Source organism: Exiguobacterium sp. s161 (assembly GCF_018619045.1).
In the GTDB taxonomy this organism is placed as follows: Bacteria; Bacillota; Bacilli; order Exiguobacteriales; family Exiguobacteriaceae; genus Exiguobacterium_A; species Exiguobacterium_A indicum.
In genome coordinates this window covers 554,959-576,651 of the sequence record NZ_JACSNH010000001.1, presented here as the reverse complement: position 1 = coordinate 576,651, position 21,693 = coordinate 554,959, and the positions used below count along the sequence as shown (strand labels likewise).

Here is a 21,693-nt window from a genome sequence, read left to right as displayed (position 1 = left end):
ATAATAGTTGGGGGAATCATCATGAAAAAGGCATGGCTTTATTCCGGTCTTATTCTATCGACGGGGATCGTACTCGCAGGGTGCGGCAATGAAAAACAGGCAATGGATCACGATAACATGCAAGGGTCAGGAAAACCGACGGTCGAGGTCAACGTCAATGTTCCAGCCAAGACAATGGAAGAAGATAAAGTTGTTTTTAAAGCGTCAGCTGTCGAACAAAAGAAACCAGTCAATCTTGAGGACGTGACATTTGAAGTTTGGGAAGCCGGAAAACAAGACGGTGCCCATCAAAAGTTCAAGGCAACCTTGAAAAAGACGGGTTCTTATCAAGCAGAAGCTAAGCTTGCTGAAGGTGAGTATGAAGGACTGTATCATATCAATGATAAAAAAGGACTCCATCATATGGATAAGATCTCATTCGTCGTCATGGATCATTCACATGAAAAAGAGGAAGCATCGCACGAGCATGGACATGATCACGAAGCCGTCGACGGTCTGTCTGTCCATTACATGGGCGCAACAAAAGCGAAAGCTGGTGCTGAACTTCCCGTCTCCTTTCATGTTTTCCTCGATGGGAAACCGCTAAAAGCGAACGTACAAGTGGAAGTCATTGAAACGGGCATTGAAAAGCATAACTACGTTCCTCTAGAAAAAAAGGGTGATGCTTACAGCGGGAAAGTGACATTGACTGCACCTGGTCAGACGACGGTTCGACTCCATGTCGAAAATGACCAACTCCACCATCACCAAGATGAACTTATTACCGTCGCGAAATAAAAAAACGTCTCTTTTTTCAAGCAGCTTGCTTGAGAGAAGAGACGTTTTTTCGATTAAGGACGTGTCGAATCCCGTTGTTCGATTCGGTGTGGTAACGTGACATCGTTCGTTTCAATTTCTTCTTTGTTCAAGATTTTCGTCAATAGACGCATCGAGACTGCTCCGATATCATACATCGGTTGAACGACAGTCGTCAGTTTCGGACGAATCATCGTTGCAAGACGTGTGTTATCGTGTCCGATGACTTCGAAGTCTTCCGGTACACGGTGTCCCGCATCCTGTAAGGCATGGATGACACCAAGAGCCATCTCATCCGTTCCAGCAAAAATCGCGCGTGGGCAATCTTCTCCAAGTTCAAGCAATTGATTCATCGCCTTCATTCCTGAATCATACGTATAGTTTCCAAGGACGACATTTTGCTCGTTAAACGGAAGATTTGCTTCTTCGAGTGCTCGGCGATAACCCGCAAATTTCTTTTCACCATTGATTTGCTGTTCGAGTGGTCCAGTGATGAATCCAATCCGTTCATGTCCACGGTCGATCAAAGACTTAACAGCATCGTGCGCAGCACTCTCATAATCGATATTGACGGCAGGAAGATCATAATCTTGATTCAACGTCGCAGCAAGAACGATCGGAACCGGTGATGTTTTGAACTCACGAACGAGATCCTCATGCAAACGTCCACCCATGAAGATGATTCCATCCACCTGTTTTCCGAGTAATGTATTGAGCAAATGAATCTCTTTTTCCCGGTTTTGGTCGGAGTTACATAAAATGATGTTATATTTATACATTGTCGCGACATCCTCAATCCCGCGTGCTAAATCCGCAAAGAAGATGTTCGAGATATCGGGCACGATGACACCGACCGTCGTTGTTTTTTTACTTGCCAGTCCACGGGCAACAGCGTTTGGACGATAACCAAGCTGTTCGATTGCGTCTTGGACCTTCTTTCGTGTAGATGGTTTGACATTCGGGTTTCCGTTGACGACACGCGATACGGTCGCCATCGAAACAGCAGCCTCTCGCGCGACATCGTAAATCGTAATATTACTATTCAAAACAAATTCCTCCTTTAGTATGATCCATCTCAAGTGTTTTCATTTCGTTTTTCATTTTTAGGCAACACGAAAGGAAGACAGGAAAAGATAGTTTTCTTTTCCCATTCTTCCTTCATTGTAAAACGTTTTCATTCGCTTTAGGTTACCCTTTTTCGGAAATCATTGAACGTTTAGTGCCGGAAAGGTAGTCGTCAAGTTTTCGATGAACGTATCGAATTCTTGGAAATCGAGTTGTTGATTCGCATCAGACAACGCAAGTGCTGGGAACGGATGGACTTCGACCATGACAGCGTCTGCCCCAATCGCGTATGCCGCTTTTGCTGTTGGCAAGAGTAAATCTTTACGTCCTGTCGAGTGCGTGACATCGACCATGACAGGAAGATGCGTCTCTTGCTTCAGAATCGGAACTGCTGAGATATCAAGCGTGTTCCGTGTTGCACGTTCATACGTCCGAATACCACGCTCACATAAGATGACTTGATCGTTACCACTCGCCATGATGTACTCAGCCGCGTACATGAATTCCTCGAGCGTTGCAGAAAGACCTCGTTTTAAAAGAACCGGCTTATTCGTCCGACCGACTTCTTTGAGTAAATCGAAGTTTTGCATGTTGCGTGCGCCGACCTGGATGATGTCGACATATGGTAAAGCAGATTCAACGGCGCTCGGTGTCATGATTTCAGTGATGACATGCAAACCGTGCGCGTCCGCTGCTTTTTTCAACATCTTTAGACCTTCGAGTCCTAGACCTTGGAAGTCGTAAGGCGATGTACGTGGTTTGTACGCTCCGCCTCGCATGAACTTCACGCCATGTTTCGCGAGCTGTTCCGCGACCTCAAATACTTGTTCTTCGCTCTCGACCGCACACGGTCCAGCGATCAATTGTTGTGAACCGTCTCCGATGACGGCATCTCCGATCCGGATGATCGTATTCGTCGGTTTTTGTTTCCGTGATACGAGTAATTTCCGAGTCCGATCTTCTCCTTGTAATTCGAGAGAAGCTTTGAAAATTTCTTTAAATACATGCTGAAGGCGTCCTGTTTCAAAAGGTCCATGGTTATTAGCGGCAATTGATTCGAGCATTTGACGTTCTCGAACAGGGTCGTATCGATCAAGCCCTTGTGCTCGTTTGACTTTTCCGATTTCAACGGCAATTTGACCTCGTCTGTTCATCAATTCCAATAATTCTGCATTCACTAAATCGAGTTCATCACGTAATCTTTTTAATTCTGCATGTTGATCCATGTCCTACCACTCCCTAATCAGCATATAGCTCGTAATAGCAACTAATTATAGCGAACTCCTTCCCTGTTGTACATAAAGAAGCTGCATGATTTCTTAAAATATGAAAATAAATTACGTTTTTTCATATAATTTTTTGATGTTTCCTCTATAAGGAAACATAGAAAAAGAGCCCTCATGATGAGAGCTCCTCATGTATTGATTATTTCTTATGATTCACATCAGACTGTGGATCATTGTCTTCCTCTTGTTCGTCTGCTAACTGTTCACGTAACTCCGAAAGTTCAACGACCGTCTCCGTGTCGATTTCTTCTGCAACAGACGCCCCATCGACTTCGTCGCCGATTTCACGTTCAATGTCCCGTACGAGTTGCTCCGCTTCCGCGAGAGCAGCATCAATGCTTGCCTGATCCTTCTCAAAGCCCGCATATTGTGCCGCTTCTTGAACCGTTGAATTGTTCTTCGCTTTTTCAATGACAGGTGCTGCCTTATCTTTCGCTAGTTGAATCCACTCACCTACGAGTGGCTCAGCTTTTTCGCGGACGACTTGTGTCTGTTCCGTCAAACGTTGACGGGCAGGAGCCGTACGCTCGTCAATCAGATTGCGTACTTCACGACCTGATTTTGGGCTAGAAAGGAGAGCTGCCGCAGCACCAATCAATCCACCAACGATGATTCCGGCAAGGAAGCCTCCTCCTTTAGAAGAATCTTGTGCTTGATATGGATGTTGTTTCGTCATGATTTACGATCTCCCTTCAACTCATCTGGAATGCTTTCAACGTCCGGTACTGACACGACTTCCGGTGTGACCGGCGCCTCTGCCTTTTTCCGGAATCGACGACGTGGCTTTTTCTCGACCGTCGTCGTTGCCGTCGAATGATTTTGAACCGTAGTCTCTGCCGGTTTATTTTTCTTAAATAACTCTACAGCGACCGAACCCCAACGGACTGCTTGCGCAATCTGTTCTTTATTCGTATCCGCCGCACCAGCGACCGTATCGGATACTGTCCGGACAGAATCTGTCACTTTGTTTAAAGACGTACCGAGTTCTTCGATCGAGTTTGCGACAGGTGCAAGCAATTCTGTTTTTTCTTCAATCGTATCGACCAGACGATTCGTCTTATGTAACAACGCTGTCGTCTCCATCATGATACCGTCTAATTGACGTTCAAGTCCTGCTGTCGTGTTGGCTACATTGTTGAGCGTCTTACTCGCAGCACCTAATACACGGGCAAGGAAAATGACGAGCACTACGAATGCGATCGCAGCGACTAATCCGGCGACTCCGCCTAATGTGATTTCCATGGTTCTTGCCTCCAATTTTTTTGCATAGTCTTTTGTTGATAGTTCGACATGTAGCAAGTCGTTCCTGCTACTCCAAATGGTTTATTTCCGTTACAATGATAAATGAAACCTACATAATCCATTTCGAGGGGGAAATTTCATGCGTGACCCACGTCTTACTCAACTGGCAACGAATCTCATTAACTATTCGGTTGCCCTTGAACCTGGTGAAAAAGTATTGATTGAAAACTTCGGCATCGAACGCGAACTGGTCGAGGCACTTGTTGAAGCTGCCTACGCGGCTGGCGGTCATCCGTTCGTCTTACTTAAGGATAATCGTATCCTACGAAAATTATACCGAAATGCTTCAGAAGAGCAACTCCAATTGATGGCAGACATCGAACGCAAGCAAATGCAAGCGATGGACGCATACATCGGACTACGTGCTGGTGATAACATCAATGAATTGTCAGATGTGCCGGCTGAACAGATGAAACTTTACGGTCAAACGATTGGTAAGATGCACACACAAGATCGTGTCAAAGGAACGAAATGGGTCGTCCTTCGTTTCCCAACCGCATCGATGGCGCAACTTGCCAATCAATCAACAGAAGCATTCGAAGACTTCTACTTCGATGTTTGTACACTTGATTATGAAAAAATGGGTCAAGCGATGGAACCACTCGTTGACTTGATGAACCGGACGGATCGTGTTCGTCTCGTCGGACCAGGAACGGATCTAACGTTTTCGATCAAAGATATCCCAGCCATCAAATGCGCTGGAAATGCCAACATTCCAGACGGTGAAGTCTTTACGGCACCGGTCAAGGATTCGGTCAACGGTGTGATCTCGTACAATACACCGTCTCCATATCAAGGGTTCACGTTTGAAAACGTCAAACTGACGTTCAAAGACGGTAAAATCGTCGAAGCGACGGCGAACGATACGGATCGGATCAACCAAGTCTTCGATACAGATGCTGGTTCTCGTTTCGTCGGCGAATTCGCGATCGGCGTCAATCCTTTCATTCAGCATCCAATGAAGGATATTCTATTCGATGAAAAAATCGATGGCAGCTTCCACTTCACACCAGGTCAAGCTTACGAAGAAGCCTACAACGGTAATGACTCATCCGTTCACTGGGATCTCGTCAACATCCAACGTCCCGATTACGGTGGTGGAGAAATCTGGTTCGACGACGTATTGATCCGTAAAGACGGTCGTTTCGTTCTTCCAGAACTCGAAGTCCTCAATCCTGAAAACCTGAAATAAGAAAAAGCGGATGGCTCGTCCTACATAGGACGGGGTCATCCGTTTTCTATATCTTATTTTTTCAATGTCGCACGGAGCATCCAAATTTGTTTTTCGATTTCCTTCGCTTGACCAAGTAAATCATCTTCAACCGTCACGTCTTGTGCCTCAAGATGTTCAATCGCATCGAGCATCTCTTTTCGGACTTGTTGGAAGTCTTTGATGACGGAATCAATCATCTCATCTGCCGATAACCCTGATTTCGCTTCTTCAAGCGTCGTTTGCTCTAAATACTCTTTCAGTGTCGCAGAAGGTGTTCCGTTATTCATCAGGAGACGTTCTGCAACAACATCATATTGTTCAGACACCCATGTATAAAGTTCTTCAAGCTTCTCGTGAAGCGTTAAGAAGTCTGGTCCTTTAATGTACCAATGATAATTGTGGAGTTTGACGAACAGTACCCCATAGTTTGCTACCTGTTGATTCAAAGCTGATTTTGCATGATTACTAATCATCTGATATTCCCCTTTCCTGATTTCAAATGACGTTCTATTTCATCTTTATCCTTAAATAACAAAGAATAAACATCATTCTCAGGAAAAGTGCTCTATCGAGGACGCTTTAATCCTTTCAACATATACCCACCTTTGAAGTCGACGGAATCGAATGCGACGAGGAATGCTTTCGGTTCGTATTCTTCGACGAGATTACGAAGCACTTTCATACGTGTTCGAGCCGCGAGCACATCTAACCGGTAACGAACACCGTCTCGTCCTTGACCTTGATAATGTGTCACACCGAAACCATTATCGCGAATGACTTGAATCAGTTCCGCTGGAAATTCTTGCGTATGCACTTGAATCATATTGTAACCGATGGCGAGTTTTCGCTCGACATATCCACCGACGAGTATTCCTAGACCAAATCCAAGCGCATAAACGACCATGCCGAGTGTCGTTAAGTCTTGGAATACGATTCCTAGTGCAAAAATGTAAATCAATGTTTCGACTGTGCCAAATAATCCGGCAATGACAGTCCGCCCTTTGACGAGCATGATCGTCCGTAATGTCAAAACAGGAACGTAAATCAACTGGAGCAATAAGATGAGTAAAATCTGTCCCATGGTGTCTTTCCTTTCTGTTAATAACTTCAACACATACACACTATTTCAAACTTTATTTCAAGATGCAATCCTATTTTAGATTTTCCTCATCGGTTTTTTGAAATTACTATCATAATTCAAAAATACGACAAAAAAAGCGCCACTCGGGTCGAGTGACACTTTTGATTCTCGTTTATTTCACACTTTGATACTGATGCTGATACGTTTGGATGTCGCCCGCTCCCATGAACAGAAGCACAGCATTTTCATGCTGACGTAGAACAGAAACGTTGTCGCGCGTCAGAATAGAAGCTTGCGGGATTTTCTCCTGCAGATCTTCGACGCGAACTTGCCCTTCCTGCTCACGTGCCGATCCAAAGATTTCGCATAGATATGTCGCATCTGCTTCACGTAAAGAAGTCGCGAAATCATCCATGAATGATTTCAAGCGTGTGTACGTATGCGGTTGGAAAATCGCAATGACTTCACGGTCCGGATATTTTTTCCGTGCCGACTCAATCGTCGCGCTGATTTCCTTTGGATGGTGCGCGTAGTCATCTACTAGGATTTGTGTGCCGAATTCCGACTCACTGAAGCGACGTTTTACACCACCAAATGTGGCTAAACGTTCAGCAACGTCGTCTTTGCTCAATCCTTCGTACTGACAGATCGCAATGACAGAGAGTGCATTCAAGACATGATGACGACCGAATCCTGGAATGAGGAACGTGCCGTAGAAATCATCACGTAAATAGACATCAAATGATGTACCATCTGGCGTTGACGTCGCGTTTTCCGCGCGGAAATCATTGTTTTCTCCAAATCCATAATAGAGAACAGGTACATTCGCTTGAATGTTTTGAAGATGCTCGTCATCTCCACAAGCAACGATCGCTTGCTTAACCTGCATCGCCATTTCTTGGAATGCCGAAACGACGTCATCGATTCCTGTGAAATAATCCGAATGATCGAAGTCGATATTCGTCATGATAGCGTAGTCCGGCTTGTAATATAAGAAGTGACGTTTGTATTCACATGCCTCGAAGACGAATGCTTTCGCATCCTCTACTCCTGCCCCTGTCCCGTCTCCGATCAAGAAAGCTGTCGGCGTGATACCGCTCAAGACGTGTGAAAGCAAACCTGTCGTCGACGTTTTTCCGTGTGAGCCTGTAATGGCGACCGAACGATATTCATTTGCTAGATGTCCTAAGAAATCGTAATAATGATGGATGGTTAAACCAAGTTCATTTGCCCGTGCGATTTCTGGGTGATCATCTCCAAAAGCATTCCCTTGGATGATGACATAATCTTCTTTGATGTTATCCGCATTGAACGGGAAAAATGGAATTCCCTTAGCCCGTAACGCGTCTTCAGTAAAAATGTGCTTTTCGATGTCTGAACCTTGCACCTCATGATTCATCTCATGTAGTACTTGGGCGAGCGCACTCATCCCTGTTCCTTTGATTCCAACAAAATGATACTTTGTCATATAAAAGCCCTCCAATTCACGTTCCGGTCCGTACCATCGGGCTCGGGTACAAAACCTGTACCATTATAGCAAACCGATTTATTTTTTACCATGTAAATTATTTTGTTCTCGACGTGCGCGATACATCGCCATCAAGTCTTTCGTCGTCATGACGACGTTAACAGGCGGTCCGACCGGTTTTTTCACTTCCGACTGAACAGGTTTATCGACCTCAGTAACAGATGGATCTTGATCTACTTCAATAGCAGATGTATCAAAAGTCGGTGCGAAGCTCTCCACTTGTTGCTCAGCTTCTTTTTCATCAGCAGACTCTTCACTTGATGTCTCTGTCGGAACAACTGATTGTTCCACCGTCTCACTGTTGGAAGATGTTTCAGTTTCGTCCGTTTCTTCTACTTCGGTTACGGTCGGCTCTTCTTCTCTCACGAACTCTTCACTTGTGTGAGGTTCCGGTACGAGTAATTCGACGTCCGTCACTGGTACAAGACCAGCATCTGCTTCCGCTTCGTCTAATACGACTTCTGGCGCGATTAGTTCTTGATCCGTCAAAGCAACCTCATCAGTATTTCCCTCTTCGACTGTTTCCGAAACCTGCTCACTCGTTTCCGTTTCTTCCGCAGCTTTTACGGTTTCCGATGCAGATTGCTTCGGACGTTGGAATCCATAAATCGGTGAAGGCACATCCGTTAAAACGAAGCGATCTTCACGCTCCTCTTTTTTCGGACGTTCCACAGGCTTTGTCTCACGTTCCCCTGCAAGCTCTCGACGAATCCGGGCAGCCTGCTCTTTTAGTGACTGTTCATAACGATTACTCATACGTTCACCCCTCCATCTTGTTAAAAAATCGGTCGAATCATCGACCGATTGAGAATGCTTCCCCTACTGCTTTTGTATCATCGAGTACAAGAATCCCTTTTTCTTGTGGTGCATCGACAAGTCCGAGCTCACGCGCTGAGCAGAGCATACCGCTTGATGGTACGCCGCGTAACGCCGAAGGACGGATGATTAACCCAGACGGCATGACCGCTCCCGGTTTAGCAACGACTACTTTTTGACCCGCCGCTACATTCGGTGCTCCACAAACGATTTGTAAAGTTCCGTTATCTACTTCTACCTGACAGACCGATAATTTATCAGCATCCGGATGCTTCTCGCAAGAAGCAACGAACCCAACAACGAATTTCGGAGAATAATCCACTTGTTCGAGTGACAATTCGATATCTCGACTCGCCAGTTCCTTTTGGATGCGTGTTGCCAATTCTTCCGTCAATTCAACCGGTCCTTGTGTCTCGATCGTAAACGTAGTCGAAGCATCAAACAGGTTGTAACCGACGACACGATCACCATGCTTGATAGTTGCTACGTCTCCTTCACGAGTCGCTGTCACTTCCGCACGTGGTGCGTCTTCCAAAATGATCATTAAGACGTCACCGACGCCCTCTTTATTATAAAACACATTCATTCAATCCATGACTCCCTTCCGTCTTTCTCACAATGCCTATTGTATCAGATTCTTCACTCTTTCGGCTGCTTGTTTTTCGCAAGGACGAAGACCGGTTCCAGATTGCCATCTTCATATAAGAATGGTAATGCTGTGACCGGTACCCGACCGTTCGAGAAGAAGTCAAACATCAGTTGCTGTAAGACATCATATCCGGCGTCATTACGAATATCCGCGAAAATCAGCACATCCTGATGCGGAATCCCGACAGCGAATTCTCCTTCGATTTGCGCCGCATAATCTGCTAATAACGTCTTGTTCAAAACACGACTCGCCTCATATCCGTCGCCGAGACTCAAGAAATAAAAGATATTCCCCGCGACTTCATCTTGTTTAAATGGCGCTTCAAGCGATTTCACATTAAAACGCGCTGCTTCTGATAACTGTTCAGCTGTCCATTCAGCAGACGCCAGTAACTCCTCATCAATCAAACGATACGTCGCTCCTAGATCAAGCGCGTACATGATTTTCGTCTCACCTGTATGTGGTGTACTGACGAGCTTCTTTCCTTCTTTTGTCGTATCGGCAAACGATTTAGCGCGAATGACAGGAAAGATTTTTTGCTCTTGTCCAACGAGTGAGATTTGATCCGTTTGTCCGAGTACAGCACGGATATATTCGATCGTCTCTTCGACTGCGATGACACCTCTTCGTTTTGCTTTTGCGACAAGCGGATTCAATCCGACATCAACGCCTGATTTATCGTTCTTTCGCTCAATTCGTAATACAGACTTTTCACGATCGAAATATGTCGTGTACCCTTCTTCTTCAAATGTTTGTGTCATCATTCTTCGGATTTGTTGTAGTTCCATTCGAATTCATCCTTTCTATCATTAAAAAAAGCGAGTCAGCGCTCGCTTTTTTCTTAAACCGTCTCTAAAAATGCTGTCACCTGTTCTGGTGTCTTCCGCTCTTTCCCGACATAACGCCCTGTCTCTTCACCATCGCGGAATGCAACAAAACTCGGAATTCCGAAGATGTCCATTTCCTGGGCAATTTCAATATGATCATCTCGATCGACATAGTAAAACTCGAAGCCGTTAAATGTTTGCTCGATTTCCGGCATGAACGGATCTAAGAAGCGGCAATCCGGACACCAGTTTGCTGAGAATAAAAAGACGGCATTTCCTTGTTTTGCTGTATCGAATTCTTGTTTGGATTGTAATGTTTTCATGATGATTTCCTCCTTTGATTTCCCTAGAAGTCATTGCCCTCATCATAGCATATTCAATTGTGACTGTGCGTTTTCGTGCTTGGTTTGCTATACTGCAACTAGAAAACACCTGGAAAGGACTTCACTATGGCAGATCAACCAATCAAACATCCGTTCGAACGCTTCGTCGGCTTCGTTGGCATGACGAGTTGTTTACGTTACGGCTATTCCTTCATTGATTCCGAACGAAGCTTACCCGAAATCTTTTTGTATTTGGTCGTCGGTTTTGCGATCATCATTTTACTCGAAGCACTCGGAAAACGACTCGCTCGAAAATTGCCCGTCGTACGCATGCGGTATTTGACTCCACTTTACCTCATTTACCTCTATGTTTTCTTTACGAGTTTTTATTCAAGTTCATTCGGATTCTCTTTATGAAAAAAGCTGATTCAAAAAGTCATATGCTTGTTCGTCCACCATCCGGTCAAACAGGCGTATCCTTTAGAATCAGCTTTTTGTATTTAATATTCGATTTTTAAATCGCCATCTTGAATCCGACCGAGACGTCGTAATAGGCGATAAATGAAATAACTGATGATGCCAGGCGCAAGGAAACAGAGGACAGCGACTGCTAGATAATACTCCATTTCGAACCCCATCGTTTTTAATAACATCAACGGACCAACGAATCCGCTCGTGCCCATACCAGAACCTTCCGGATTGCTCTCAAGCATCAACAGAACAGTCGCAAATGGCGCTAGGATTGCGCCGGCTACAGTCGGCGGTAGAAGAATCCAAGGATTTCGAATGATATTCCCTACTTGTAACATCGACGTACCAATCCCTTGGGCAACCACGCCACCGATTCCGTTATCACGGTAACTGATGACGCCAAACCCAATCATCTGTGCCGCACAACCGATCGTCGCCGCCCCTGCAGCAAGTCCATCCAAACCAAGCATGATTCCAAGCGCGGCACTCGAAATCGGCGCCGTCAATGCAAGACCCATGACGGTAGCAACAAAAATTCCCATGAATAATGGTTCGCGTTCCGTTCCCCAACGAATCAACTCACCCAGATCCGTCATCCCTTTCCCAATCCACTTTCCCGCGTAACGTCCGGCAACGAATCCGGCTAGTAACGTAACGAACGGCGTCAATAAAATATCGAGTCGTGTCGTCTTTGAAACGAGTTTTCCGACCTCTGTCGCAAGAAGCGTTGCAATGTAACTCCCTGCTGGTCCTCCTGCTTCATATCCGAACGCACCAACGGCAACTGCTGCGAACAAAATCAGCGGTGGTGCCTCAAGTGCAAACGCTACAGCCACACCGATTGCTGGTCCAGTCAGTGCGATCGCCTGCTCTCCTAACTGAATGAGGAACTTCGCCTCTACACCACGCCCCACCAGTCCTTCACCAATCGTCCGGATGATGAGACCCATGATCAACGAACTAAACAAGCCAAGTGCCATATAACTTAATACGGTGATGAAATATACTTTAGGGCTAAGTGAAATCCCTTTTTGTTTGAACATCTTGTCACGTCCTTTTCTTAACATCGCGTATCATTATATCAAATCTCCTTTCTATCCGACTACATTGTTTTTTCAACTGACAAGACAGTCCGTACTTACATCGTTCTTATTAAACAAAAACAGACAGCGGATTCACATCCACTGTCTGTCATGTCATTCACTTAACTTGCAGCGTCGCGAGCGTCGTCGTATCGAGATTCGTGACGAGTTTCCGAAGCAATTCCTTCGCCGCATCATAATCATCTGTATGCATGATCGATGCATGCGTATGGATGTAGCGTGCTGGTAAACCAACGACTGTCGTTGGAATCCCATTATTCGAACGATGGATGACACCACCATCGGTTCCACCTGCACCGACATAATATTGGTACGGAATCTTGTTCGATTCTGCCGTATCAAGGACGTAATCTGTCATCTCTTTTGAGAGAATCATGACACTGTCTTTAATTCGAAGCAATGGGCCTTGTCCGAGTTGACCGAATTCCGTTTTGTCTCCTGATGCATCATTGGCAGGAGAAGCGTCGACGACGAACGCGACGTCGGGATCGATGAGTGCTGTCGCTGTTTGCGCTCCGCGCAATCCAACTTCTTCTTGAACCGTTGCACCCGAGAACAAAATGTTCGGATGATCCGCCGCTGTCGTCTCTTCCAGTAATTCAATCGCCATTCCGACACCATAGCGATTATCCCATGCTTTCGCCATGATCTTCTTTGGATTCGCCATCGGTGTGAACGGGAAGAATGGTACGGCAGGAATACCCGGACGTACTCCAAACGATTCTGCCTCTTCTTTTGAGTCTGCACCGATATCGATGAACATGTCTTTGATCGCCATCGGCTTATTGCGTACTTCTTCTGTCAACAAGTGTGGTGGAATCGATGCGATGACACCAGGGATGACACCGTTATCCGTACAGATCGAGAAGCGTTGCGCAAGCAACACTTGGCTCCACCAGCCACCTAGCGGTTGAATCCGCAACATTCCGTTCTTCGTGATTTGCGTCACCATGAATGCCACTTCGTCCATGTGCCCGGCAACCATGACTTTCGGTCCTGTCGCATCGCCTGTTCGTTTTCCAAAAATCGAACCAAGTCCATCCGTAACGATCTCATCCGTGACAGGTGTGATGCGCTCACGAACGAACTGACGAACGTCGTGCTCAAACCCCGGTGCCCCATTCAATTCCGTCAGTGTTCGAAATAACTCTCTCGTTTTTTCATTCATATGTATCGCCTCCTGCTTCTCATTATACAAAAAATTGCTTCTATCACTTAACCTTTTGTTTCTCTCTGAACGAATTATTTGGTACAGTAGGAATAGAACCTGTAAGGAGGGGAATTTTAATGAAAAAACGCTATTGGATTATCGGATTGGCAGCAGCTGTCGTCGCCGCTTTCGCAGTGAAGAAAGCCGTTGATAACAAACAACTTTCTGCCGAGGAAGCGCTCGAAATCACGAAACGCACATTTTCAGCAAAAGGACGTGTCCAAGGTGCATGGATCTCTGCAACACCAGAGGCTTACGCATATGAGTCACGTGACTACCAAAGCTACAAAGGTGGCATCTCGGTCCTTGAAGGTGATGACGAAAAAACGTATCAATTCACAGTTGATGCCGAAACTGGCGCTTTACTCGAATACGCTTAATCAAAGACCGTGCTTCGATCGACGAAGTACGGTCTTTTTTCCACGTTCATCTGAAGGAGGTATGATTCATGTCGATTCTTGCTACGCTGTTCGTTATCCTCGTTGCTTTGGAACACTTTTATATTTTAGCACTTGAAATGTTCTTTCTTTCTTCCAAAGCGGCTCGTCGAACGTTCGGTTTAACGGACGAAGCTGTTGCATCACAACAAATTCGGACACTTTTTGCGAATCAAGGCTTATATAATGGATTTTTAGCAGCAGGACTCGTATTTGGTCTGATTCGTGAGGATGTGGCTGTCCAATTGTTCTTTTTAGCATGTGTCATCATCGCTGCGCTTTATGGCGCCGTGACCGCCAATCGCTCCATTTTACTCAAACAAGGCTTGCCTGCCATACTTGCTTTCATCTTCGTGTTGCTTGCATGAAGAAAGCCCCTATCCGATTGGATAGAGGCTTTTTTTCTTAATTAACGCGGGTTGTCGTTGCGTTCGTAGATTGGGTTCATGTATTCCGTCGTCGAGTATAGACGTGGAACAACGATGTATAAGATGACCGCTGGTACAGCGATGATCAACAACATCAAGAGCATCGGTAACCAGTAGACGACTTTTTGTTGAAGATTATCCGAGTTGCCGTCGATGTATTCTTTCACACCATCAACTTTTGCAGCATCGGCACTCGTCAACAATTTACCGCTATCGGCATTGAAGAAGTGGATTTCACGTTTGATTGTGATGAAGATGCCGTCACGGACTGTCTCGATGACAGCGATCCCGCCGATGACTTCTTCTCCTTTTTCATTCGTGAACGTCTTCGGATCCTCGATTTCGACCGAACCTTTTTTATAATCGTAATGCGTCGTTGGTAATTCCTCATTCAATGCTTTCGTCATTTCTGAGGTATCAACCGCAGCAAGTACCGATTGACCGATACTTAATGCGAGAAAGAGCGCCGTTACGAAGGCTAAGCTTTTCTGCCACATCCCCAAATTCCCCCTTTACCTATAAGTACAAGTTCTTCAGTCAACAACATTGTACCAATTAATAAGAAAAAAGTGTGAAAGAAATACCAGGAAAATAAGAAAACTTTTTGTCTAAATTAATTTTGGTACGTTGCTTCCATCCGATAAATCGGTTGACCCATTGATGAAAAACGCTCTTCGTACTCTGTCCGGACGTTATCTTCCGGTTCATTCGCATGTAAATCAAGCGACATCCAGTCGAAGCGCATGCCGTATGCTGACATCGTCATCAAACTCGATTCGAACAACTTCCGGTTATCTGTCTTAAAGTGGATTTGACCTTTCGCCGGTAAAATATCTTCATATGTCGAGAGGAATGTTTTATACGTCAAACGGCGTTTCGCATGACGTGTCTTTGGCCATGGATCAGAGAAGTTCAAATACACGCGGGACACTTCGCCTTTTTCAAAGTAATCACGTAGGTCTTTTGCATCGACCGTCAAGACGCGAACATTCGATTGTGGTGTTTCGACCAATTTTTGAACGATCGTCACGGCAACGCTTTCGAATAGTTCGATTGCGATGAAGTTAATATCCGGGTGTTGGTGCGCCATTCCAGTAATGAAAGCTCCCTTCCCTGATCCCACTTCGATGTAGATCGGGTTATCATTCTTGAACTCGCTAGCCCATGCCCCTTTAAGAGATGCTGGTTCTGCTATATAGATCGAGGATTGTTCCTTCATATAATCCTGCGCCCATGGTTTATGTCGTAAACGCACTATCGTTCATCCTTTCCAAACTTAAATTATCCGCAGATAAGTTTATCATGATTCGGGTAATTATATAAGAACTTCTTCGTTTCCTATCGAAGAATGTTCAGCAGTTCGTCACTTGAGAAATAGTGAGCATTCTAATACACTTAAGGTACGTAAGAACCGAAAAGGAGGGCTATACTGTGGATGATTTCTTGATTAGTTGGGCATCTCCCATCGTTCTCGTCTTGGGAATCACTGCTTTGTTCGTCTGGGCGACTTTCGGAAAAGTCGACGTCGAATAAGGGCAATCTCTGTACCTTGTGTAATCATACACAAGGTACTTTTTTTATTTTCTAAATGATTTTAGGTTGGTTTTACCATGAAACAGATGTATACTTTTTTTGAAACAGATAATTTATTACAGCTATCGAACACCAAAAAACGTTGGTAAAAAGGAGAATTGTAATGAACAAAAATAAAAACAGTGATTCAAAAGAACTAGTACAGAAGAAAACAGGTGCGGATCTCGTCGTCGATTCACTCATCGAGCAGGGTGTCGATTACATCTTCGGTATTCCCGGCGCCAAAATCGATTCCGTCTTCAATGTGTTACAGGACCGGGGACCTGAACTCATCGTTGCACGGCACGAACAAAACGCTGCCTTCATGGCTCAAGCCATCGGACGCTTGACGGACAAACCGGGTGTCGTCCTTGTAACATCTGGTCCTGGGGCATCGAATTTAGCGACTGGTCTCGTGACGGCGAACTCTGAAGGTGACCCTGTTGTCGCAATTGCCGGAGCTGTCACACGGGCCGATCGTTTAAAACGAACACATCAGTCCATGGACAATCAGGCACTCTTTACACCGATTACGAACTTTAGTGCTGAAGTGCAAGATGCCGATAACATTCCAGAAGTATTATCGAATGCTTTCCGAACAGCTGAAACGACAGCTGGAGCTGCTTTCGTCAGCATCCCGCAAGACGTCGGGTTAAGCGAAGCGAACGTCACGGCGTTCCGTGCGGTTGAAGCACCAAAGCTCGGCGTTGCACCAGAAGCATGGGTCGATGAAACGGCCCGTCTGATTCAAGAGGCAAAACTCCCTGTCTTGTTACTCGGTATGCGCGCGAGTCAACCAGACGTCGTACACGCGATTCGTTCGTTACTCAAAAACGTCTCGATTCCTGTCGTTCAGACATTCCAAGCAGCCGGCACATTATCACGTGAACTTGAATCGAATTTCTACGGACGTGTCGGATTGTTCCGTAATCAGCCAGGAGATGCGTTACTTGCAGAAGCGGATCTCGTCCTCTCGATCGGATATGACCCAATCGGTTATGACCCGAAATTCTGGAACCAACCAACGCACGACCGGACGCTTGTTCACATCGATCAAATGCGTGCTGAAATCGATCATTTCTATCGTCCAGACCGTGAACTTGTCGGTGATATGGCGAAAACGGTCGATGCGATCGCTAAACGCCTGCAACCACTCACTTTACCTGAAAGCTCTGTTCAGTTCCTTGAAGGATTACATCAACGTCTTGTTGATCGCGATGTTCCTCCAGTCGCGGATTCTCCATTGACGCACCCGCTTTATTTCATGAAGACGTTACGCGAAAAAATTGCGGATGATGTCACGGTCACAGTCGATGTCGGCTCTCACTATATCTGGATGGCACGTCATTTTCGTTCATATGAACCACGCCACCTTCTCTTTAGTAACGGGATGCAAACACTCGGCGTCGCACTTCCTTGGGCAATCGCGGCAACACTCGTACGTCCAGGAAAAAAAGCGGTCTCGATTTCAGGTGACGGCGGATTCCTCTTCTCTGCAATGGAACTTGAGACAGCTGTCCGCTTGAACTCACCACTCGTCCACTTCGTCTGGCGCGACAGCGGATTCGATATGGTCGCGTTCCAACAAGAGATGAAATACAAACGGAAATCCGGTACGTCATTTGGTGACGTTGATCTCGTCAAATATGCTGAGAGCTTTGGAGCAAAAGGACTTCGCGTCAATCATCCTTCGGAACTCGCAGCAATCATGGATGAAGCACTCGCGACAGACGGTCCCGTCATCGTCGACGTCCCGATCGATTACCGTGACAACATCGCGCTCGGAGAACAAGTTCATCTCGATCAATTGAACTAAGGAGGATTCACATGGCACATGATAAAACACTCGTCCAGATTTCAACGATGATGGCACTGCTCGACGGCGTATTCGAGAGTGAAGTCACGTATGCTTCCGTCCTTGATCAACGTGATTTCGGTATCGGAACGTTTGATCACTTAGACGGTGAGATGATTGGATTCGATGGTCAATTCTATCAACTCCGCTCAGATGGTAGTGCTCGACCGCTCCAACCTGAGACGACGACACCTTTCGCGACATTAACCCGTTTCGAGCCGGAACAAACCCTGACCGTGACGGAAGAGATGTCAAAAGCGACGTTTGAGCACTGGCTGAACGAACAACTCCCAACGATCAATAGCTTTTATGCTATCCGGATTGACGGAACATTCACGGAGGTTCAGACACGCACCGTCGCACGCCAGGAAAAACCGTTCGTTCCAATCACGGAAGCTGTCGCTTCTCAAAGCGCTCGTACGTTCGAGCACACGGAAGGAACGCTTGCCGGATACTATACACCACGATTTGGTCACGGTATCGCCGTCGCCGGATATCACCTTCATTTCATCGATGCTGCTCGCGCAGGTGGTGGTCACGTCTTTGACTACACAGTTAAGAACGTCACCGTCACATTCGAAGAAAAGCCGCAACTTGATTTACGTCTACCGACGACAGCGGCTTATCGATCGGCAGATCTCGAAAGTCATGATATTGAAAAAGAAATTAAAATCGCTGAAGGTTAAGCAAAAAAGCGTGTCGTTCCCTTTCGGAATGACACGCTTTTTAGTCGTTTGAGTATTCAAGTAGCTGTTCAAGAAAATGATAACTGTCGTCGACATCCGGATGACGCGTATCTTCATACCAGTAGAGTGATAATACTGCTTGCGCTACGACATACCAGTGCATCCGTTGTTTCAGATCACTCGTCAAAGGATGTCCATAATGTTCGAACCATTCTGGCCAAGCCGCTTCGTCGACATAACTATATAACATCATTCCAAGATCGTACGCACGGTCAGCAATAATCGCATCATCCCAATCGTTCAGATAGAGTTGACCGTCTGCTCCCGTCAACCAGTTATTGTGGTTCAAATCTGAATGACAAACGACCTGCTCATCCGTTCTTACCTGCTCCAGATTTTGTTCGAGGTAAACCATCGCATGTTCCACGAGCTCCGGATCCTCTAAATCATCCGGTTGAAAGTACAAACGACATTGTCGCAATAACTCATCAGGTTCGATCGGGCGCTGGTCAAGCTGTTGTAGCATGAACAGTAATTCCTTCGAATCATGGATTTTCCCAAGCAAACGTGCTACTTCAGGACGTTCCATCATTTCGGGCTCTAACTCGTCGCCTTCAATGAACTGTTGGGCGCTGATGACGTCCCCACTATAAATCCGTTTCGTCCATAATAACTTCGGAACGATTCCGTCTGCGGATAAAATCGCCAAAAACGGCGATGAATTTCGTTTTAAAAACAACTTCGATTGTCCGGTTGAAGCGATGTACGCTTCTCCTGTGATTCCACCTGCTGGCGTAAGGGTCCAGCCTTCACCAAGCGCATCTAAAATATCTAATTCCATTATAATCCGCTCAACTTTTTTAGTAGATTTGCCTAAGGCACAATGCTTATCTTAACACGTTGCGATCGTCGTTGACAACGGAAGGACCTGAATCCTGTCGACACCTTTCAGAAGCGGGTCGACCGAGGCCTCATCCCCTTGTACATACACATTCCAGCGCGAATGATCAAGTGAGACTTCAACGATTTCGCGCGTCGTATTGTAAACGATGAGCGTGCGTTGCCATGCATCATACGAGTGGACCGCTCCAAGTTCATAAGCAATGACACCCGGACGTAAGTCGATGAAATGAAGCAACTCGCGAATCTGATTCGCTCGGTGCAGCCGGAATCCGCCATGCATTCTACGAATCTGCAAAATCGTCCTGATGTATGTGACAAGGGACAGATGATCATCCCGCCGTTCCCAGTCCATTCGATTGATCTCGTCTGGTGCGTTATAGCTGTTTTCAACACCTTGTTTCGTGCGTAAGAATTCTTGACCTGCGTGAAGAAACGGAATCCCTTGCGCAAACAAGGCAATCGTCTGAGCTAGGCGACTCATCCGCAATAATTGCTGTTCATCTGCCTCTGGACAAGATAACTTTAATTTATCGTATAACGTATGATTGTCGTGCGCCTCGACGTAATTGATGGAATAGGTAGGTTCCGGAAAACGTCCGTACGTTTGATTGTCGATATGGACACTTCCCGCAATCCCGTTTCGGACCTCTCCTTCCTTCCAGCCATCTCCCGCAACGAAACCTCGGTCGAATTCACTGAACGTCGATCCTTTTAACGCGTCACGGAACACATCATTAAAATGGGCGATCCGCGGCATTTGCGCAGCGGAGGCACTCATCGCCTTTAATCGTTCCGGTAACGCTGTCGCGAGATCCCACCCTTCTCCATACACCAGAATCGTTGGATCAATCGCATCGAGCGCCGCACGAACATCATTCATCGTCTCAATATCATGAATCCCCATCAAATCAAATCGAAAGGCATCAATCCGGTAGACTCGAGCAAAGTACGTCAAACAGTCAACGATCAGACGGCGCATCATGAATCGCTCAGATGCGGTATCATTTCCGACACCTGTTCCGTTCGATAGTGTTCCGTCTACTTCGTAGCGGAAATAATAACCAGGGACAAGCTGTTCGAGAGAGGAGCGTTCTCGAATGAAGACGTGATTCATGACGACATCGAATGTGACACGAATGCCTGCTTCATGGAGTCGCTCTACCATTTCCGCGTATTCTCTGACGCGAACGAGCGGTTCAACCGAACTCGCATAACTCCCAGCTAGCCCGAACCAAAGCATTGGGTCGTATCCCCAGTTATATGGAGACCGCGTCCGTTCATCGGTCGTCTCAAAAAAGTGGACTGGTAGCAATTGCAGATGGGTGATCCCGAGATCAAGGAGATAATCAAGTCCCGTCGCATGACCTCGAGGAGAGCGCGTTCCTCGTTCCGTCATCCCTGTGTATTGACCCGGATAACTTGAACCAGCTGAGTGATCGATCGTGAAATCACGGATATTCGCTTCGTAGATGACAGCGTCTGACGGTTTGACGAACAGAGGACGCGCGACACGCTTCGGGAACCACTTGATCATCGTCCGTTCGACGTCAACGATGACACCGTATCGACCATTCTCCGATATCGCACTAGCGTACGGATCAACGACCTCTTGTGTGCCAAGGTATGTCGTCACTTCATACCGATACCAGCACTCTGCGATATCTTGTTCCAGTTGAAGATGATAAGCACCTTGCTCGTGTCGCTCCATTTCGTACTTTCCGAGCAACCGTTCATCTTGATCGTACACGACACACATGATCCGTTCTGCGACCGGTGACCAAACAGCAAAGTGAAATGTACCCTTTTCTTCCCAGACACCGAGCTTCCCTTCGTAACGGTACTTGCGCTCGAACGCTTCCGTCCGGACTAACCGGTCAGGAACGACGCGAATCGACCTCCCTGCTCCGAACACCTCATATCGGCATTCGAGCTCGACCGGTTCCAGAACCGTCAATTCATAAATCACCAGTTGTTCCTCACGGTGTGTTTCGACTTGCTGGATCGCAAGTGATTGTCCATCACATTCAAGCGACCAGTGGATTGACGGATTGCCTTCGACCTCGACTCGGATGCTTTGGAACGATGAGAACTCCGCCCGGATCACTGGTATCGCTACTTCTTGGTTTGTCATCTCTTTCGCAAC

Annotated in this window: 25 protein-coding genes; 8 read left to right on the top strand and 17 right to left on the bottom strand. The window is 46.3% G+C overall.

Annotated elements, in window-relative coordinates; all coding sequences use genetic code 11:
• Window positions 1-21 precede the first annotated feature (21 nt).
• The gene (locus KNQ14_RS02775) at window positions 22-777 is read left to right on the top strand and encodes a maltotransferase domain-containing protein (protein WP_149427725.1); all 756 of its coding nucleotides are present in this window, start codon (window positions 22-24) and stop codon (window positions 775-777) included.
• A 53-nt stretch (window positions 778-830) separates the two neighbouring features.
• On the opposite strand, the gene ccpA is transcribed toward KNQ14_RS02775, so the two are convergent.
• The 4 genes from ccpA to KNQ14_RS02755 form a co-directional block, all read right to left on the bottom strand.
• Window positions 831-1,841, bottom strand: a complete 1,011-nt coding sequence (gene ccpA, locus KNQ14_RS02770) for a catabolite control protein A (RefSeq protein ID WP_023469068.1) — start codon at window positions 1,839-1,841, stop codon at window positions 831-833.
• Window positions 1,842-2,000: 159 nt separating this feature from the next.
• Window positions 2,001-3,086 carry a bifunctional 3-deoxy-7-phosphoheptulonate synthase/chorismate mutase gene (locus KNQ14_RS02765; RefSeq protein ID WP_023469069.1) on the bottom strand — a complete coding sequence of 362 codons (1,086 nt, stop codon included), beginning with the start codon at window positions 3,084-3,086 and terminating at the stop codon, window positions 2,001-2,003.
• Window positions 3,087-3,285: 199 nt separating this feature from the next.
• Window positions 3,286-3,822 carry a YtxH domain-containing protein gene (locus KNQ14_RS02760; RefSeq protein ID WP_035396501.1) on the bottom strand — a complete coding sequence of 179 codons (537 nt, stop codon included), beginning with the start codon at window positions 3,820-3,822 and terminating at the stop codon, window positions 3,286-3,288.
• Window positions 3,819-4,388 carry a DUF948 domain-containing protein gene (locus KNQ14_RS02755; protein WP_055968785.1) on the bottom strand — a complete coding sequence of 190 codons (570 nt, stop codon included), beginning with the start codon at window positions 4,386-4,388 and terminating at the stop codon, window positions 3,819-3,821. Before KNQ14_RS02755 ends, KNQ14_RS02760 begins: the two co-directional genes overlap by 4 nt.
• Window positions 4,389-4,527: 139 nt before the next feature.
• Here KNQ14_RS02755 and KNQ14_RS02750 point away from each other — a divergent pair, with 139 nt between their 5' ends.
• Window positions 4,528-5,640: an aminopeptidase gene (locus KNQ14_RS02750; protein WP_029342360.1), complete on the top strand. Its 1,113-nt coding sequence runs from the start codon at window positions 4,528-4,530 to the stop codon at window positions 5,638-5,640.
• 53 nt (window positions 5,641-5,693) lie between these two features.
• On the opposite strand, the gene KNQ14_RS02745 is transcribed toward KNQ14_RS02750, so the two are convergent.
• The 7 genes from KNQ14_RS02745 to KNQ14_RS02715 form a co-directional block, all read right to left on the bottom strand.
• Window positions 5,694-6,134: a Dps family protein gene (locus KNQ14_RS02745; RefSeq protein WP_023469073.1), complete on the bottom strand. Its 441-nt coding sequence runs from the start codon at window positions 6,132-6,134 to the stop codon at window positions 5,694-5,696.
• A 92-nt stretch (window positions 6,135-6,226) separates the two neighbouring features.
• Window positions 6,227-6,742, bottom strand: a complete 516-nt coding sequence (locus tag KNQ14_RS02740; protein WP_023469074.1) for a DUF2179 domain-containing protein — start codon at window positions 6,740-6,742, stop codon at window positions 6,227-6,229.
• 172 nt (window positions 6,743-6,914) lie between these two features.
• Window positions 6,915-8,210 carry a UDP-N-acetylmuramate--L-alanine ligase gene (gene murC, locus KNQ14_RS02735; RefSeq protein WP_023469075.1) on the bottom strand — a complete coding sequence of 432 codons (1,296 nt, stop codon included), beginning with the start codon at window positions 8,208-8,210 and terminating at the stop codon, window positions 6,915-6,917.
• Between the two features lie 78 nt (window positions 8,211-8,288).
• The gene (locus tag KNQ14_RS02730) at window positions 8,289-9,026 is read right to left on the bottom strand and encodes a hypothetical protein (RefSeq protein ID WP_214859569.1); all 738 of its coding nucleotides are present in this window, start codon (window positions 9,024-9,026) and stop codon (window positions 8,289-8,291) included.
• Window positions 9,027-9,063: 37 nt separating this feature from the next.
• Window positions 9,064-9,672 carry a YtpR family tRNA-binding protein gene (ytpR, locus tag KNQ14_RS02725; protein ID WP_058264712.1) on the bottom strand — a complete coding sequence of 203 codons (609 nt, stop codon included), beginning with the start codon at window positions 9,670-9,672 and terminating at the stop codon, window positions 9,064-9,066.
• A 53-nt stretch (window positions 9,673-9,725) separates the two neighbouring features.
• Window positions 9,726-10,523 (bottom strand): DUF1444 domain-containing protein, encoded by a 798-nt coding sequence (locus KNQ14_RS02720; protein ID WP_214859568.1) that lies wholly within the window; start codon window positions 10,521-10,523, stop codon window positions 9,726-9,728.
• A 53-nt stretch (window positions 10,524-10,576) separates the two neighbouring features.
• The gene (locus tag KNQ14_RS02715; RefSeq protein WP_023469079.1) at window positions 10,577-10,885 is read right to left on the bottom strand and encodes a thioredoxin family protein; all 309 of its coding nucleotides are present in this window, start codon (window positions 10,883-10,885) and stop codon (window positions 10,577-10,579) included.
• A gap of 126 nt (window positions 10,886-11,011) precedes the next feature.
• Between KNQ14_RS02715 and KNQ14_RS02710 the strand changes: the two genes are divergently transcribed.
• Window positions 11,012-11,302, top strand: a complete 291-nt coding sequence (locus KNQ14_RS02710; RefSeq protein WP_023469080.1) for a hypothetical protein — start codon at window positions 11,012-11,014, stop codon at window positions 11,300-11,302.
• A gap of 83 nt (window positions 11,303-11,385) precedes the next feature.
• Here KNQ14_RS02710 and KNQ14_RS02705 read toward each other — a convergent pair whose 3' ends face one another.
• On the bottom strand, window positions 11,386-12,399 hold the full coding sequence (locus KNQ14_RS02705) for a PTS sugar transporter subunit IIC (protein ID WP_023469081.1): 1,014 nt from the start codon (window positions 12,397-12,399) through the stop codon (window positions 11,386-11,388).
• Window positions 12,400-12,556: 157 nt separating this feature from the next.
• Window positions 12,557-13,627 carry a M42 family metallopeptidase gene (locus tag KNQ14_RS02700; protein WP_035396484.1) on the bottom strand — a complete coding sequence of 357 codons (1,071 nt, stop codon included), beginning with the start codon at window positions 13,625-13,627 and terminating at the stop codon, window positions 12,557-12,559.
• Between the two features lie 119 nt (window positions 13,628-13,746).
• Here KNQ14_RS02700 and KNQ14_RS02695 point away from each other — a divergent pair, with 119 nt between their 5' ends.
• Together KNQ14_RS02695 and KNQ14_RS02690 are read left to right on the top strand one after the other, a co-directional pair.
• A complete protein-coding gene (locus KNQ14_RS02695) occupies window positions 13,747-14,049 on the top strand; it encodes a PepSY domain-containing protein (protein WP_012371126.1) in 303 nt (100 codons plus the stop codon).
• A 68-nt stretch (window positions 14,050-14,117) separates the two neighbouring features.
• On the top strand, window positions 14,118-14,474 hold the full coding sequence (locus KNQ14_RS02690; protein ID WP_214859567.1) for a DUF1304 domain-containing protein: 357 nt from the start codon (window positions 14,118-14,120) through the stop codon (window positions 14,472-14,474).
• Between the two features lie 41 nt (window positions 14,475-14,515).
• On the opposite strand, the gene KNQ14_RS02685 is transcribed toward KNQ14_RS02690, so the two are convergent.
• Together KNQ14_RS02685 and trmB are read right to left on the bottom strand one after the other, a co-directional pair.
• Window positions 14,516-15,031, bottom strand: a complete 516-nt coding sequence (locus tag KNQ14_RS02685) for a hypothetical protein (RefSeq protein WP_058703918.1) — start codon at window positions 15,029-15,031, stop codon at window positions 14,516-14,518.
• A 116-nt stretch (window positions 15,032-15,147) separates the two neighbouring features.
• Window positions 15,148-15,789, bottom strand: a complete 642-nt coding sequence (gene trmB, locus KNQ14_RS02680) for a tRNA (guanosine(46)-N7)-methyltransferase TrmB (protein ID WP_023469086.1) — start codon at window positions 15,787-15,789, stop codon at window positions 15,148-15,150.
• A 176-nt stretch (window positions 15,790-15,965) separates the two neighbouring features.
• On the opposite strand from trmB, the gene cydS reads away from it, so the two are divergent.
• From cydS to budA, 3 genes are all read left to right on the top strand, one after another.
• Window positions 15,966-16,067, top strand: a complete 102-nt coding sequence (gene cydS, locus KNQ14_RS16950) for a cytochrome bd oxidase small subunit CydS family protein (RefSeq protein WP_023469087.1) — start codon at window positions 15,966-15,968, stop codon at window positions 16,065-16,067.
• Between the two features lie 163 nt (window positions 16,068-16,230).
• Window positions 16,231-17,922: an acetolactate synthase AlsS gene (gene alsS / locus KNQ14_RS02675; RefSeq protein WP_214859566.1), complete on the top strand. Its 1,692-nt coding sequence runs from the start codon at window positions 16,231-16,233 to the stop codon at window positions 17,920-17,922.
• An 11-nt stretch (window positions 17,923-17,933) separates the two neighbouring features.
• The gene (budA, locus tag KNQ14_RS02670) at window positions 17,934-18,647 is read left to right on the top strand and encodes an acetolactate decarboxylase (RefSeq protein WP_023469089.1); all 714 of its coding nucleotides are present in this window, start codon (window positions 17,934-17,936) and stop codon (window positions 18,645-18,647) included.
• Between the two features lie 40 nt (window positions 18,648-18,687).
• On the opposite strand, the gene KNQ14_RS02665 is transcribed toward budA, so the two are convergent.
• Window positions 18,688-19,488, bottom strand: coding sequence for a phosphotransferase family protein (locus KNQ14_RS02665; RefSeq protein ID WP_023469090.1), 801 nt, complete (start codon window positions 19,486-19,488; stop codon window positions 18,688-18,690).
• Window positions 19,489-19,539: 51 nt separating this feature from the next.
• A complete protein-coding gene (pulA, locus tag KNQ14_RS02660) occupies window positions 19,540-21,681 on the bottom strand; it encodes a type I pullulanase (protein ID WP_214859565.1) in 2,142 nt (713 codons plus the stop codon).
• Window positions 21,682-21,693 lie beyond the last annotated feature (12 nt).